The following is a 14,983-nucleotide window of genomic DNA, read 5'->3' on the forward strand; positions in this document are numbered from 1 at the left end:
CTCAAAACTGCTGTTTGTCACATGAGTCTTTAATATTATTCTAATCATACAAAAAGAACATGACTGGTCATTCGCCTTTGAGCGGTATCATTGTCCCCTTGAGCGGAGTCGAATGGTCCTCGTACTTCCCGACTCCCGTCGGAAAGGTGCTCGGACTGACTAAATTTGCGGCCTATAAAATCAACCCGTCATTGGTAGCACCTGAGAGAGGGGAGTCTCGAAGCCGAAATGATGCTAAATTCGCTTCAAATAGGCTTCGTACTGCCCAACTCTCGTTGTTGAGGTGCTCAGGCTGACACAACCCAGGTTTTTTGAGATAGCCTCTTGTCCTTTTCACCCAAAAAACAATTGACGAATAAACTCTATCCAGGATTTTATAGGGAGGATGGCTCTCGGTCAATTCAGATTTTGACTACCGGAATGTTGGAAATAGAAAATTAGATGGAGGAATCCTGCCGACTTAAATTCAATTTGCAATTTTTTTAAAGAAGTGGATCTCAGATTTTTCCTTAAAAGCAAAGGTATATCGGAGTACTTCAATACCGTGAAAACACCTGATTTTTATCCCAACATTTACCCTTTTATTGATCCATGGATCTTATCCATTGCCAAGAATGAATTTGTGGGAGATTTATTGGCCTGAAGAGAACAAAGATTTTTAAATTCCTTTCTTGATAACTCCTTTATGAGAAAATTCATCTTGTTTCCCTTTCTTCTTTTGGTTGGATTGGCCCATGCACAGCTGAGTAAAAACGAGATTTTTACAACTTCTGAAGCCCAATTGCGAGTTTCTCTGATCGAGTTTCGAGAATATCTCAGTCTCCCAAATAATGGGAAAGTTCCGGAGGATATTGCCCGAAATTTGGAGTGGACCCAAGCCGCACTGGAGAGTAGGGGTTTTAAGACCCGAGTTTTAATAGGAAACGGAGTTCCACACCTATTTGCGCATGGAAAAATGGACCCAAACAAGAAGACGATTCTCGTCTATATGCAAGTAGATGGGCAGCCGGTGGATTCAGCAGCTTGGAATCAGGAAAACCCCTACATTCCTGAGTTGATGGAGGAAATGGACGGAAAGTGGGAACCGATCAACTGGAACTTTTTGGATGGAAAAATCAATCCGGAGTGGAAAATATTTGCCCGATCGGCTTCGGATTCCAAAGGGCCCACCATGACTTTCTTTTCTGCATTGGATATTCTGAAACAAAAAGGGATCGAGCCAACAGTCAATCTTAAGTTCATTCTTGATTTTCAGGAGGAAATCAGTTCTCCCGAATTGGCGCCGATTGTAGCTGCCAATAAGGACCTTTTTCAAGCCGATGGCATTCTGATCATGGATGGTACCCGGCATTTTTCCAATTTGCCCAATTTGGCCTTTGGCGCAAGAGGAATTGTTACGGCCACCCTCACGGTCTTTGGTCCTGCTAACGACTTGCATAGCGGTCAGTATGGGAATTTTGCTCCCAACCCTGCATTTCAGCTATCCCGACTTTTGGCAGCAATGAAAGATGAGGAAGGAAAGGTCCTGATTCCGGGATTCTATGAGGGAGTAAATATTTCCGAAGCTGACTTTGAAGCCATGAGCCAGATTCCTGAAGACAATCAAGAAATGGCCCATGAAATGGGTTTTGCGGAAGCCGAAAAAGTAGGCAGAAACTATCAGGAAGCGCTCCAATTCCCATCCTTGAATATCCGGGGTCTGAAATCAGGCTGGACTGGAGCGGAAGTCAGAACATTGATTCCGGCCGAAGCAGTAGTAGAAATAGATATTCGAACAGTCAAGGAAACTCCCAATGAACGTCAATTGGCGCTTTTGAAAAGGTTTATTTTGGATCAAGGATTTTATTTGATTGAAGGTGAGGAACCCACCGAGGAGGAAAGAAAAAAGTATCCCAAAATCGCCTCCTTGCAAACGAGAAACGGTTCCCAACCCTTTCGGGCAGAAATGGATACCGAGTTTGCCAAATGGCTAGAAAGCGGTATGCGCCATGTTTTTGGGGATCAATTCATCAAAACCCGACAGACTGGAGGATCCCAACCTATGGCTCCCTTTATCAATATTCTGGGTGCGCCAGCAGTCTCCGTGCGGATCCCCAACCCGGACAACAACATCCACGGTCCCAATGAAAATATCCGAATCGGGAATTATCTGGAAGGTATTCAGACTTGTCTTGGGCTTTTAACTCAGGACTTCTAATGGAGCTCAACTCGGATGTATTGGCTTTAGTGATTGTTTTGATTACGGTTGTTTTCGTATTGAAAATCAATCAAATAAATAATCGACTAATTCAAGGAATATTGAATTGGTTTCCGGCAATTCTCTTTGCCTATGTTATTCCGGCCGTATTTACCCATGCGTTTGGTTGGGATCTTTCCGGGGTGATTTTACATTCCTGGAGTAGAAACTGGATTATCCCGATCACCCTTTTGGCGGTGATGTCTGCTTTACCTTTAAAACAGTTAGCCATCGTAGGAGCAAGGCCATTGATCCTGTTTTTTGCAGGAAGCCTTTTCATTGCCACGCTTCCCGTTATTCTGGTGGGATTTTTTACGGTTTTTTCTCCAGACAATCAGGCAATTTTCATCGGTCAGGATTATTGGAAAGGTTTGGTGCCAATCGTAGGAGGCTGGATAGGAGGAAGTACTTCCCAATTGATTCTAAAGGAACTTGCCCAAACTCCCGAGAATATCTTTCTATCTGTTTTGGTACTGGATAATATCCTGGTGAATATCTGGACGATTTTGATGTTTCAGTTCATTAAAAAAGGGGAGCGATTGAGCGAGCTTTTTGGAATCAGGGACCCTTTGCCTGCCAATCTTGCTTCTGAGGATAGAAGTACTGGGAAGAAAATCCATTCTTGGGCAATTCTTTTGTTTTTTCTGGGAATAGCAGGGACCATGTACTGGCTGGAACTTTCCTTCTTAAACCTGGTCATCTGTCTTTCCATTTTGGGAATGATCCTCGGCAACTTGATTCCCAATTGGAATACCGCTTTCTCCTTAAGATTAGGAGGAATCTGTATCGTTCTGGTCATGGCCATTTTGGGCTTGAGATTGGACTTTAGCAATTTGACCCTGCCTTTCACTTTTGTGGGTTTGGTTTTAATTTGGCTAGTCTTCCATTTCATCGGAATGATATGGGTTTCTAAGGTCCTGAGGCTGAATCTGATTTGGGTTCCCATCGCATCCATGGCCAATTTGGGAGGAATTTCCACTGCACCTGCCGTCACAGCCGCCTATCGGAAAGATCTAATGCCACACGCAGTTCTTTTGGCTATTCTGAGTATGGTGACCGGGACGGCTTGGGGAATGTTGACGATTTATTTATTTACCACTTGGGTCCTATGAAAAACCGTAAAAGCATTTATCGCTTAACCTTTTTGGATATTGGAATTCTTATCCTTCGGTTTGGCCTGGGCATTTACATGGCAAAAGCCAGCAGTTCTTATCTTTTTGAAGGGAAAATGGCGGAACTCCAAGGGTTTTTGGAAAGTCTCAATTGGCCAATCCCGGATATTTTGGCCCCGCTTTCCCAATGGGTGGAATTGATCTCTGCCTTATTCGTATTAGCTGGAATCCGACTAGGGGCATTTTCCATGGCATTTACCCTGATTGTAGCGGTAATTTTCGCTCATGGAGGCAGAATCCTGGAAGATGGGTTGTTACCATTTATGTTGAGTCTCTGCTTTTTAGGATTGGGATTGATGGGTTCGGGGAGATTTAGTCTAGATTTTTATTTATTTGGAAGAAAAAGTAAGCCCTGATGGAAATCCCCAGTTTGGCCCAACTCAAAAAAGATCTCAGTTACCTCACTGAAAAGGAATTGATTGATCTGATTGCCGATTTGGCCAAGTTTTCAAGAGATAACAAAGCCTTTCTTTATTTCAAACTCAATGAAAGAGACCAACCTCAACTATTTGTGGATGAGGTAAAAGAGGACTTGGATGAGGCTTTTCAAACCGCCAACACCAAAAACTACCATATCGCCAAGAAATCAGCTCAAGCCATTCGGAGAAAATTGAACAAATCTCTCAAGCTCAGTAAAAACAAAGCCGATCAAGCCGAATTAATTCTGTATTTCTGCGAAATGCTCAAGAAATACGAATACCTCAGTTTTAGGCATCCCGTCATTGCAAACCTGTACCAAGTCCAGCTTGGAAAGGCAAAAAAACTGATTTCTACCCTTCATGAAGATTTGCAAAGTGATTTCGACTTCCGTCTCGAAGAACTCGAATAAACCCTAATCTATGACCATTTCCATTTCTCCAACCCCAATAGAATTGGGTCAAAAGGCCGGAAAAACCGGAGCCGAACTGATTCGAAAAGCCATCAAAACCCAAGGTTTTGCCAATATTATTTTGGCGACGGGCACCAGTCAGTTTGAAACGCTGAAGCAACTTTTGACTGAAAAAGAAATCGATTGGAGCAAGGTGACGGTATTTCATTTGGATGAATACCTTGGCCTCCCAATCACGCATCCGGCGAGTTTTCGGAAATATCTAGTGGAAAGGTTCTTCAATCACGTTCCTCAGCTCAAAGCCTACCACTTGATTGACGGAGAAAATGAACCAGAAAAAGAGTGTGAGCGACTTTCGACCTTAATTCAAAATCATCCGATTGATGTGGCATTTGTGGGAATCGGGGAAAATGGGCATTTGGCTTTCAATGATCCTCCTGCTGATTTTGAAATAGAGAAGCCTTATCTGGTAGTCAATTTGGACCATGCCTGCAGAATGCAGCAGTTGGGAGAGGGTTGGTTTCCAGATTTGGAAGCAGTACCGACTCAAGCCATTAGCATGTCGATCCGTCAAATTTTGAAGTCAAAAGCAATTATTTGTTCGGTTCCTGATCTGCGAAAAGCGCAGGCTATTTCGAACTGCTTGGAAGGCGAAATCTCAAATCTTCACCCGGCTTCAATCCTACAAAGTCATTCCGATTGTCAGATTTTTTTGGACAAACCCGCTTCAACCTTACTTTCCAACCATTGATCGGAAAAGTTTTGGAAGGGTGACATAAAATTTGGTATTTAAGGCAAAGGGAAATCAAATCTGATTTCCTTTCGCTTCAAACCCAAAACCAGCCTATGTCAAAAACCATCGCTGCAGTTCGTGCCGATCAGCTCAGCCAACGGGATACTTGGATATCCATCGGCATCATCGGGATGCTTTTTTTCATTTTCGGCTTTGTTTCTTGGGTCAATGCGATCCTGATTCCCTATTTCAAAATCGCCTTTACCCTTAGCAATTTCGACTCTTACCTTGTCGCTTTTGCCTTTTACATTTCCTACCTCGTCATGTCGGTTCCATCTTCCTATTTGCTCAAAGCAGTGGGATTCAAGAAAGGAATGATGTTCGGCTTCTTTGCAATGGCCATAGGTGCATTCATCTTTGTCCCCGCTGCAATGAGTCGAACGTATGAAGTGTTTCTGCTGGGACTTTTCACTTTAGGAACGGGTTTGGCTGTACTTCAAACTGCCGCAAATCCGTACGTGACGGTCCTTGGACCTAAGGAGCGGGCTGCCCAAAGAATCAGTGTCATGGGCATTTTCAATAAAGGAGCGGGAATTTTGGCGCCCATCTTATTTGCTGCGGTTATTCTAAGAGTAGGGGACAATGAGCTTTTTCAGCAGTTGGATACTATGTCTCCTGAGGCGAAGGATGCTGCTTTGGACGAGTTAATCAGACGAGTTATTTTGCCCTATTCTGTAGTCGGAACGGTGCTTTTGGGTTTGGGAATCTTTGTAAGGTTTTCGCCTTTGCCGGAGATTGATACCGAGCATGAGACTGCAGAAGTAGCCCAGGCTAATTCAAGTAAAACCTCCATTTTCCAGTTTCCGCATCTGGTTTTGGGAGCGGTGGCGATCTTCCTCCATGTAGGCACTCAGGTCATTGCGATCGATACGGTCATTCCCTATGCCAATTCCTTCGGGATCTCCTTGTTGGATGCGAAGGTGTTTCCATCTTTTACTTTAGCCTTTACGATTTTGGGCTATTTGATTGGGATTTCTCTGATTCCAAAAGTGATTTCTCAAGTCAATGTGCTGAGGATTTGCACCTTGTTGGGAACCTTCCTGACCTTGCTAATCGTGTTCACAAGTGGTCCAATTCCATTTTGGGGAATGACAGTAGACATTTCCATCCTATTTGTGGTGCTTTTGGGGCTGGCCAATTCTTTGGTTTGGGCAGGAATCTGGCCTTTGGCTTTGGATGGTTTGGGCAGATATACCAAACTAGGTGCTTCCATTATGATTATGGGACTTTGCGGAAATGCCATTATGCCCATGATTTACGGGTATTTTGCGGATCTCTATACCGTAAAACTGGCCTATTGGGTGCTTTTCCCTTGCTACCTGTATTTGGTGTTTTATGCAGTTCACGGTCATAAGATAAAAAGATGGAAACTAGCCTGATCGGAAAGTCTATTTTGGACGGAAGGCCAGTGGAAATCCGTGTTTCCAATGCAAAGATCAAGTCTATTTTATCTGTCGAAACCAGTCCTGAAAATGTCTGGATCGGCCCTGGATTCACAGATATTCAGGTCAATGGCTACGGAGGTCTGGATTATAATGCCATTCAATCAGACATTTTGGCTTTGGGTCAAATTTCCAAAAAACTACTTCGATGCGGTGTAACCAGCCATTTTCCCACTATCATCACCAATTCACCGGGAAATATCTCAAACTTGATTCAACAGATGGTTCAGCTTCGGAAAATGGATCCATTGGCTGCTTCCTGCATCTCTGGAATTCATATCGAAGGGCCCTTTATTTCTCCTGAAGACGGACCAAGAGGAGCCCATTTCAAGGAATTTGTCCAAGCTCCGAATTGGGAAATGTTCCAAAAATGGATCGAGGAAAGCGAAGGCTTGATAAGAATGATCACATTATCTCCGGAGTGGGAGGGAAGCTCGGGCTTTATCGAAAAATGCGTTCATTCTGGCATTTTGGTTTCCATTGGACATACTAATGCAAGTCATCTCCAAATTATAGAAGCGGTGAAAGCAGGAGCAAGGCTTTCCACCCATTTGGGAAATGGCATGCACAGCGTCCTAGCCCGACATCCCAATTACCTCTGGTCTCAACTAGCTTCCGAAAGCCTTTCTGCAACTATAATCGCCGATGGGTTTCATCTTCCTGCTGAAGTGATTCATGTGTTTAAGAAAGTAAAAGCCGAAAAGCTAATGCTGGTGAGCGACTCGGTGGCTTTGGCTGGTATGCCACCTGGCAATTATGAAGCGGCAGTAGGAGGAAAAGTGACTTTAACTCCCGAAGGAAAGCTTCACCTTTTTGATAATCCCAATACGCTTGCCGGGTCGGCCATGAATATCCTTCAAGGCATCAATTTTCTGTTAAGAAATAAACTAGCAGAACTTCCCGAAGCTTTGCAAATGGCATCCATACGACCTCAATGGCTTTTTGAACCCACTTTTGATCCTTTTCAAATCGGTCAAAAAGCTGATCTGATTTTAGCTGAACAGCTACCTGACCACAGTTTAAAAATCCTCAATTTCCTTAAAAACGGAGTAGAAATTCCCCTTGATTAACCCAAAATCAAAACCACAGCATCATGAAAAATAACCTCAACCGTCGCCATTTCATCAAAACCGCCGCAACCGGAGCCTTGGGACTCAGTGCGGCTTCCTCCGCTTTTTCCTTCAATATCCTTTCCCAATATCCACTCAAAGACAAATACCGAGTTGCCGTGATTGGCGTCAACAGCCGGGGTTCCCAACACATTCAGGCTTTCGCCAAAATCCCGAATGTAGAAATCGCCTACATCTGTGATGTGGATTCCCGTGCCCGGGAAAACGGGATCGCTTTGGCTTTGAAAGAGGGAGTGAAAACCGCACCAACTGGTTTGGTAGATTTCAGAAAGGCCTTGGAAGACAAAACGCTGGATGCAGTTTCCATTGCAATGCCGGATCATTGGCATACTCCTGCTGCGATAATGGCTCTTCAAGCTGGCAAGCATGTGTATTTGGAAAAGCCGGGTTCGCATAATCCCGCCGAATCCGAACTGCTCGTGGAAGCCACCAAAAAGTATGGGAAAATCGTCCAAATGGGCAATCAGCGCCGATCCTGGCCTAGAGTGCAGGAAGCCATGAAGGAACTCCATTCCGGTGCCATCGGTCGGGCCTACTATGCCCGAGCTTGGTACACGAATACCCGAAAATCCATCGGATATGGAAAGCCTGCAGCTGTTCCGGAATGGTTGGATTTTGAACTTTGGCAAGGACCTGCTCCCAGAGCTGAATTCAAAGACAACCTGATTCACTACAACTGGCACTGGTTCTGGCATTGGGGCACAGGAGAAATCGTCAATAATGGCGTGCACTTTTTGGATTTGGCTCGATGGGGATTGCAGGTGGATTATCCGGAGAAATGCTATTCCAGCGGTGGACGTTATCACTTCCAGGACGATTGGGAAACGCCTGATACGCAAATTGCCAGCTATGATTTCTCCGACGGAAAATCCATCCTTTGGGAAGGTCGAAGTTGCAATGCCCGTGATATCAATGGCATGGGTTCAGGTGTTTCTTTTCACGGAGAAAACGGGACGCTCGAACTCCTGAACAACTCCTACAAAATCTACGACCATGCCAATAAACTGGAGAAATCAGCTGAAGCCACTACCAATACCGTGGTTGATCAGCGAGGGGCAGGATTTGATATGGACATTGCTCACTTCACCAATTTCATCAATGCGATTGATAAGGGAGAAAGTCAGATTTCTCCGTATCCTGAAATTCAAAAAAGCGTCTTGTTGTGCCAATTGGGCAATATTTCGTATCGAACAGGCAGAGCTTTGGAAATTGACCAAAGTTCAGGAAAGATCTTGAGAGATAAGGAAGCCATGAAACTTTGGGGTAGAGAATACCAAAAGGGTTGGGAACCTAAACTCTAATCGTATGGAAAAGGAGTCCTTCTTTCAACCCTCTAAGGGTTCCGAAACCCTTGAAGGGTTAAAGAGCCAACGTCTGGTCAGCATCGATGCGCTTCGGGGCTTTGACATGCTGATGATCTGCGGAGCGGATGCTTTTTTCCGAAGCTTCGAAGGCAAAACTTCGATGGCTTTGGTAGATGCCTTGGCCCTCCAATTTGAGCATCCGGAGTGGGTAGGCTTTACTTTTTACGATTTCATTTTCCCACTTTTCTTGTTTGTGGCTGGGGTTTCCATTCCTTTTTCTTTGGGAAAATTAAAAGAAGCCAATGCTCCCAAAAGCCAAATCTATCGAAAGGCGTTTTGGAGGATGATTATCCTGATTGGCTTGGGAATCTTGGATAAGAATGCACCTTTTCCGTTTTTTGATTGGGAGCAAATCCGCTTGGGAAGTGTGTTGGGAAGAATTGGAATCGCCGGATTTGTGACGGTAGTGCTGTTCCTGAACTTCAACACTGCCAAACGATTGATTATCGCCGGAGGTATTCTCTTGGTTTATTATGCCGCCGTTTTTCTGGTTCCGGTTCCCGGATTTGGAGCTGGTGATCTGAGTTTTGAGGGAAATTTGGTAGGATGGTTTGATCGAACTTTTCTACCTGGAAGATTGCTCCAAGGACAATTTGATGAATTGGGAATACTGACCACCTTTCCGGCAATTTGCCTAACCATCTTAGGCGCTCATGCAGGGGAAATTCTTAGAAAATCCGACTATTCAGAAAGTCAAAAACTGAAAGAGTTGCTGTTAACCGGACTGATTTGCATTGGCTTAGCCCTGATTTGGAACCTTCATTTCCCTATTTTCAAACGGATGTGGACGAGTTCTTTTATCATGCTAACTTCCGGTTTGGCATTTCTGTCTTTAGGCCTCTTCTACTTGATTATTGACATGCTGAAATTCCAAAAATGGGCCTTCTTTTTTGTCGTAGTTGGGATGAATAGTTTAACGATCTACATGATTTATCGATTTGTCAATTTCAGGTATACAAGTAGACTGTTGTTTGAAGGACTATATAAACCCTTAGGAGAAAATTGGATGCCGGTGATGGAAAGCTTGGGCGCTTTGGCCTTGGTTTGGCTGTTCTTGGATTTCCTTTATCAAAAGAAGATTTTCTTTAAAGTTTAGGATAGATTCTTGGCATCCGATTAATTACAGATCGCACCTTTGGTGCTCTTGGAAATGGATTGAATTCATAGCCCCAAATTGAATTTGGGGCTAATACGGTTTGCTCCTTCAGGGCAAATTACAAGGTCTAAGAAATTACCGAATAGTGCCAACGGCACGTCCTGTAAAAGCCCAGAATTCAATTCTGGGAATATTGTGAAAAGGATTTCACCAAGAGTGCCAAAGGCACGATTGGTATTTTCAAAAAGCCAAATTTGACATCAATAAAAACCATATAAAATTCATTATTTCAACAAGTTATGAAACCATCCCGTCGGTCATTTATAAAGAAAACCACCGCTTTAGGAGCTGCCGCCAGCTTAAGTTCCCTACCTTTTTCTATACTAGGAAAAACCAAAGCCGAGACCATTAGGATCGGAATCATTGGCTTAGACACCTCGCATTCTCCTGCCTTTACCAAGCTATTCAATGCTGAAAATCCAAAGCCTGAACTTTCTGGATTTCGGGTAGTAGCCGCCTATCCTTATGGAAGTCGGGACATCGAGTCCAGCTACAAGCGGATTCCGGATTACATCAAGCAGGTAGAAGCCCTAGGTGTAAAAATAGTGGATTCCATTGAAGCCTTGTTGGAATTGGTGGATGTGATTCTTCTGGAAACCAATGATGGAAAACCCCGTTTGGAACAGGCCAGAAAGGTAATCCAGGCCAAAAAACCGTTTTTTATAGATAAACCTGTTGCGGCAAGCTTGGCTGATACCCGAACAATCTACCAAGAAGCCCAAAGCGCAGGTGTCCCTATTTTTTCAGCATCATCGCTTCGGTATCTGAAAAATGCTCAAGCCGTGCGTCATGATAACAAAATCGGAAAAGTATTGGGATGCGATACCTTTAGTCCTGCTGAATTGGAACCTGGACATCCGGATTTATTTTGGTATGGAATCCATGGCGTGGAAATTCTCTTCACCGTCATGGGACCGGGCTGCGAATCGGTCACCCGATTCAGCACATCGGATGAGGAAGTAGTGGTGGGAACTTGGAAAGACGGGCGTATGGGTACTTTTCGAGGCATGCGAGCCGGAAAGCATGAGTATGGAGGAACCGCTTTTGGGTCGGAAGGAAACTTGGTTTTGGGTAATTACGAAGGCTATGAACCTTTGGTTGTGAAGATTGCCGAGTTTTTCAAAACAGGAAAATCCCCTGTGGAAGATGATGAAACCTTGGAAATTTATGCCTTCATGGAGGCAGCTGATGAAAGCAAGAGAAAAGGTGGGGCTAAGGTAATGCTAGATTCTATTTTACTTTGATCTTTTAGCATGTCTTGTATTTAAAGCTTCAATTGATTTGAGTTGAAATCAATAATTGTTTATTTTTGATTTCAATTCAAATCAAAATGATAGAAGATCTGCTAATTTACCAGGCTAATCTGCTTAAAAATCTACCTACCAAATGGCAAAGATTCCTTTATTTTCAACTTCCTGAAAATGAGAGATTGTTAGGAATCAAAGGTTTAAGAGGAGTTGGTAAGAGCACACTATTACTACAATTGCTTTCCAAGAAACTTGCTGAGGGTAAAAAAGCAATGTATGTGACGGTTGAGCATCCATATTTTTATAAAAATTCCCTGTTTGAGCTAGTCTCAACTTGGTACAGTTTCGGTGGGAGGTACTTTTTTATTGATGAGATCCATAAATATCCCAATTGGTCAAGAGAGTTAAAATTGATCTATGACGGGTTTCCAGACTTGAAAGTCTTTTTTACTAGTTCTTCAGCTTTAGATTTGTACAAGGGTGAGTCAGATTTAAGCCGAAGATTAGCTGTAGAGGTACTTCCTGGCTTATCCTTTCGGGAGTTCCTTGAATTCAACAACTACCAATCTCTTTCAAAATTAAATCTTGAGGAATTGATCAATCACCCACTGGAGATTTCTCAATCCATTTTCACACAACTAGAACAACCCATTCTTCCTTTGTTTAAGGAATATCTCCAAACAGGGTATTTTCCTTTGACCTTAGAATACTCCTCTGAACAGATCCTACAACGTCTGATCCGTATCATCAATGCAGTTTTGGAGAGTGACTTAGCTCAGATTCAAAGTTTCAGCGCTGATAATCTTATCAAGATCAAACAGTTGCTGGGAGTGATTGCAGAGAGCGTTCCCTTTGAACCCAATATTTCCAAACTTGCCGAGAAAATGCGCCTTGGACGACAGACAATCAACATTTACCTGAAAAATCTGGAGGACGCTAAAATTCTGAAACTGCTTTATGAGAAGAGCACAGGAATAAGCCTTCTTCAAAAGCCCGGTAAAATCTATTTCGAAAATTCAAACTTCCTGTTTTCCTTCCAAGGAAGCCCCTCAATTGGGACAATCAGGGAAACTTTTTTTCTAAATCAATTAAATAATGCAGGTCATCGTTTAAGCCTGGCGAAAAAGGGGGATTTTGTTGTTAATGATGAATTCACTTTTGAAGTAGGAGGAAAGAATAAAGAAAATATTCAGATAAAGGGGATTGATAAGGCGTATTTAGCGATTGATGATATTGAAATCAGTTTTGGTCAAAAAATTCCACTCTGGTTATTTGGCTTTTTATATTGAAAGCTTCAACTATCTAAAAAGCATATTGCGCTCTTAATAGGTTTTTTTTACCCCATTTAGTCTATTTTAGAAAAGTCAAATCCATATAAAATTACATCTATGCACCTGAATCGACTTTGCCAAGGATTTTTTTTCCTGTTGATCCTAGTTTCAATAAGCTCCCTATCCGCTCAAGAAATCAAGTGGGATCCTAGCGGTGATGCTTTTTATCAGATTCAAAATGGGCAGATTCTCAAGGTCAATTTGCCTTCCCAAGATTCCGATGTCTTTGTTTCTACTGCTGACCTCACTCCAACAGGCCAAAACCCACTTAATGTCAGAGATTTTACCTTTTCCCAAGACAATCAAAAACTCCTCATCTACACCAATACTAAGCGGGTGTGGAGACTGGATACGCAAGGAGATTATTGGGTGATGGATTTGAACACCAAAAAGCTTCAACAAGCAGGAATAGGCCTTCCTGAGTCATCTTTGCGGTTTGCAAAGTTGTCTCCGGATGCTTCCCTAATCGCCTATGTGAGTGAATTTAACCTCTATGTGGAAGATTTGGCCACGGGTCAAATTACCCAATTGACGAAAGATGGAAACCGAAAGCTGATCAACGGAACTTTCGATTGGGCTTACGAGGAGGAGTTTGCCTGTCGGGATGGTTTTCAATGGAGCCCTGACGGAAAAATGATTTCCTACTGGCAGATAGATGCCAATCAGATTCGGGATTACTACATGATGAATTTCACCGATTCGGTGTATTCCCGGGTGATTCCGGTGGAATATCCCAAAGTCGGGGAATCGCCTTCTCCAGCTCGGATCGGAGTGATTGATTTGGCTTCGCAAAAGACGACTTGGCTCAATATCCCCGGGGATCCTCAGCAGCACTATTTGCCGCGAATGGAGTGGAATAGCCCGGATTTGATCCTCGTTCAACAGCTTAACCGCAAGCAAAACCACAGCAAAATCTACGCAGTTAATGTGCCTGCCAACGAGGCGAAAGTAATCTCTGAGGAAAAGGAAGAAACCTGGATTGACGTGCTTTCCAACTGGGAAAATGTCTATGGATTGACTTACAGGCATGAATTCAAATGGCTCAATGACAAAAAATCCTTCCTGTGGTTTAGCGAAAAAGACGGTTGGAGGCATGTCTATTCCATTGGTCTCGACGGGAAAGAAACCCTCCTGACACCGGGTTATTATGACGTGATCAACCTTTTGCACTTGGATGAAAAAAACAAGTTGGCCTACTTCCATGCCTCTCCGGAAAATGCCACTCAGAAGTATCTGTATAGGATCAAATTGGATGGAAAAAGCAAAGCAGAACGGGTAACTCCAGCTCTTTTTGAAGGAACAAACACCTACACTATTTCCCCTTCAGGACAGTTTGCCATGCACCAGTTCAGCAATTCCTTTACCCGTCCTGCTTCTGAATGGATCAGTTTAGCAAAACATACCCCGATTGACGCGAGCAAAAGCATTGAAGCTAACTTGGCTCAAAATCAGGGTCCCAAAACAGTGGAGTTCTTTAAAATCAACACCGCCGACGGGACCGAATTGGACGGATGGATGGTCAAGCCAACCAATTTTGACCCCTCCAAAAAGTATCCGGTGGTCTTTTATGTCTATACCGAACCTTGGGGTGCCACTGTAAAGGATGGCTACGGCGTGGCCAGAAACCGAAATTACGATGGTGATATGGCTGAAGATGGCTATATCTACATTTCGATCGACAACCGGGGCACTCCAGCACCCAAAGGCCGGGCCTGGAGAAAGAGCATTTACCGAAAAATCGGGCGCATAAATATCTCCGACCAAGCAGAGGCTGCAGCACAAATCGTAAAATGGGACTTTGTAGATCCTGAGCGCGTGGCCGTTTGGGGACACAGTGGGGGAGGTTCGGCTACCTTGAACCTGATGTTCCAATACCCGGAAATCTATAAAACCGGGATTTCTCTGGCAGCTGTAGCCAATCAGTTGACCTACGATAATATCTATCAGGAACGCTACATGGGCCTTCCACAGGAAAATCTGGAGGATTTTGTGGCAGGTTCACCAATGACCCATGCGAAAAATCTGCAAGGAAATCTGCTGTATATCCATGGTACGGGTGATGATAACGTGCACTACGACAATGCCGAAATGCTGATCAACGAGCTGATCAAGCATGGTAAGCTCTTCCAGTTTATGCCTTATCCAAACCGTTCCCATGGAATCGGGGAAGGCGAGGGGACAACTGCTCATTTGAGAAAATTATACACAGATTTCTTGAAAAGGTATTGTCCTCCGGGTGGGAAATAAGGTTTCCATTTGGAATTAGTGATTTGAAATTTGATT

At 43.6% G+C, this 14,983-nt stretch carries 12 protein-coding genes; all 12 read left to right on the forward strand.

The window, feature by feature from the left end; all coding sequences use genetic code 11:
• Positions 1 to 685 precede the first annotated feature (685 nt).
• The 12 genes from AAA943_RS06245 to AAA943_RS06300 all read left to right on the forward strand — a co-directional run bounded on the left by AAA943_RS06245 (position 686) and on the right by AAA943_RS06300 (position 14,947).
• The gene (locus AAA943_RS06245; RefSeq protein WP_338223374.1) at positions 686 to 2,197 is read left to right on the forward strand and encodes a M20/M25/M40 family metallo-hydrolase; all 1,512 of its coding nucleotides are present in this window, start codon (positions 686 to 688) and stop codon (positions 2,195 to 2,197) included.
• Positions 2,197 to 3,348: a DUF819 family protein gene (locus AAA943_RS06250; protein ID WP_338223375.1), complete on the forward strand. Its 1,152-nt coding sequence runs from the start codon at positions 2,197 to 2,199 to the stop codon at positions 3,346 to 3,348. Before AAA943_RS06245 ends, AAA943_RS06250 begins: the two co-directional genes overlap by 1 nt.
• Positions 3,345 to 3,764 (forward strand): DoxX family protein, encoded by a 420-nt coding sequence (locus AAA943_RS06255; RefSeq protein ID WP_338223376.1) that lies wholly within the window; start codon positions 3,345 to 3,347, stop codon positions 3,762 to 3,764. The genes AAA943_RS06250 and AAA943_RS06255 overlap by 4 nt, the downstream gene beginning before the upstream one ends.
• Positions 3,764 to 4,237 (forward strand): hypothetical protein, encoded by a 474-nt coding sequence (locus AAA943_RS06260; RefSeq protein ID WP_338223377.1) that lies wholly within the window; start codon positions 3,764 to 3,766, stop codon positions 4,235 to 4,237. The genes AAA943_RS06255 and AAA943_RS06260 overlap by 1 nt, the downstream gene beginning before the upstream one ends.
• Before the next feature lie 10 nt (positions 4,238 to 4,247).
• Positions 4,248 to 4,988, forward strand: a complete 741-nt coding sequence (locus AAA943_RS06265; RefSeq protein WP_338223378.1) for a glucosamine-6-phosphate deaminase — start codon at positions 4,248 to 4,250, stop codon at positions 4,986 to 4,988.
• 95 nt (positions 4,989 to 5,083) lie between these two features.
• Positions 5,084 to 6,409 (forward strand): sugar MFS transporter, encoded by a 1,326-nt coding sequence (locus tag AAA943_RS06270; protein WP_338223379.1) that lies wholly within the window; start codon positions 5,084 to 5,086, stop codon positions 6,407 to 6,409.
• Positions 6,394 to 7,542 carry an N-acetylglucosamine-6-phosphate deacetylase gene (locus AAA943_RS06275; protein ID WP_338223380.1) on the forward strand — a complete coding sequence of 383 codons (1,149 nt, stop codon included), beginning with the start codon at positions 6,394 to 6,396 and terminating at the stop codon, positions 7,540 to 7,542. Before AAA943_RS06270 ends, AAA943_RS06275 begins: the two co-directional genes overlap by 16 nt.
• Before the next feature lie 23 nt (positions 7,543 to 7,565).
• Entirely contained in the window at positions 7,566 to 8,903 is a 1,338-nt protein-coding gene (locus AAA943_RS06280) for a Gfo/Idh/MocA family protein (protein ID WP_338223381.1), read from the forward strand.
• 4 nt (positions 8,904 to 8,907) lie between these two features.
• The gene (locus AAA943_RS06285) at positions 8,908 to 10,062 is read left to right on the forward strand and encodes an acyltransferase family protein (protein WP_338223382.1); all 1,155 of its coding nucleotides are present in this window, start codon (positions 8,908 to 8,910) and stop codon (positions 10,060 to 10,062) included.
• A 299-nt stretch (positions 10,063 to 10,361) separates the two neighbouring features.
• Positions 10,362 to 11,366, forward strand: coding sequence for a Gfo/Idh/MocA family oxidoreductase (locus tag AAA943_RS06290; RefSeq protein WP_338223383.1), 1,005 nt, complete (start codon positions 10,362 to 10,364; stop codon positions 11,364 to 11,366).
• Between the two features lie 86 nt (positions 11,367 to 11,452).
• Positions 11,453 to 12,658 carry an ATP-binding protein gene (locus AAA943_RS06295; protein ID WP_338223384.1) on the forward strand — a complete coding sequence of 402 codons (1,206 nt, stop codon included), beginning with the start codon at positions 11,453 to 11,455 and terminating at the stop codon, positions 12,656 to 12,658.
• A 99-nt stretch (positions 12,659 to 12,757) separates the two neighbouring features.
• Positions 12,758 to 14,947: a S9 family peptidase gene (locus tag AAA943_RS06300; protein WP_338223385.1), complete on the forward strand. Its 2,190-nt coding sequence runs from the start codon at positions 12,758 to 12,760 to the stop codon at positions 14,945 to 14,947.
• The last annotated feature ends 36 nt before the right edge of the window (positions 14,948 to 14,983 follow it).

Source organism: Algoriphagus confluentis (assembly GCF_036245625.1).
GTDB lineage: Bacteria > Bacteroidota > Bacteroidia > Cytophagales > Cyclobacteriaceae > Algoriphagus > Algoriphagus confluentis.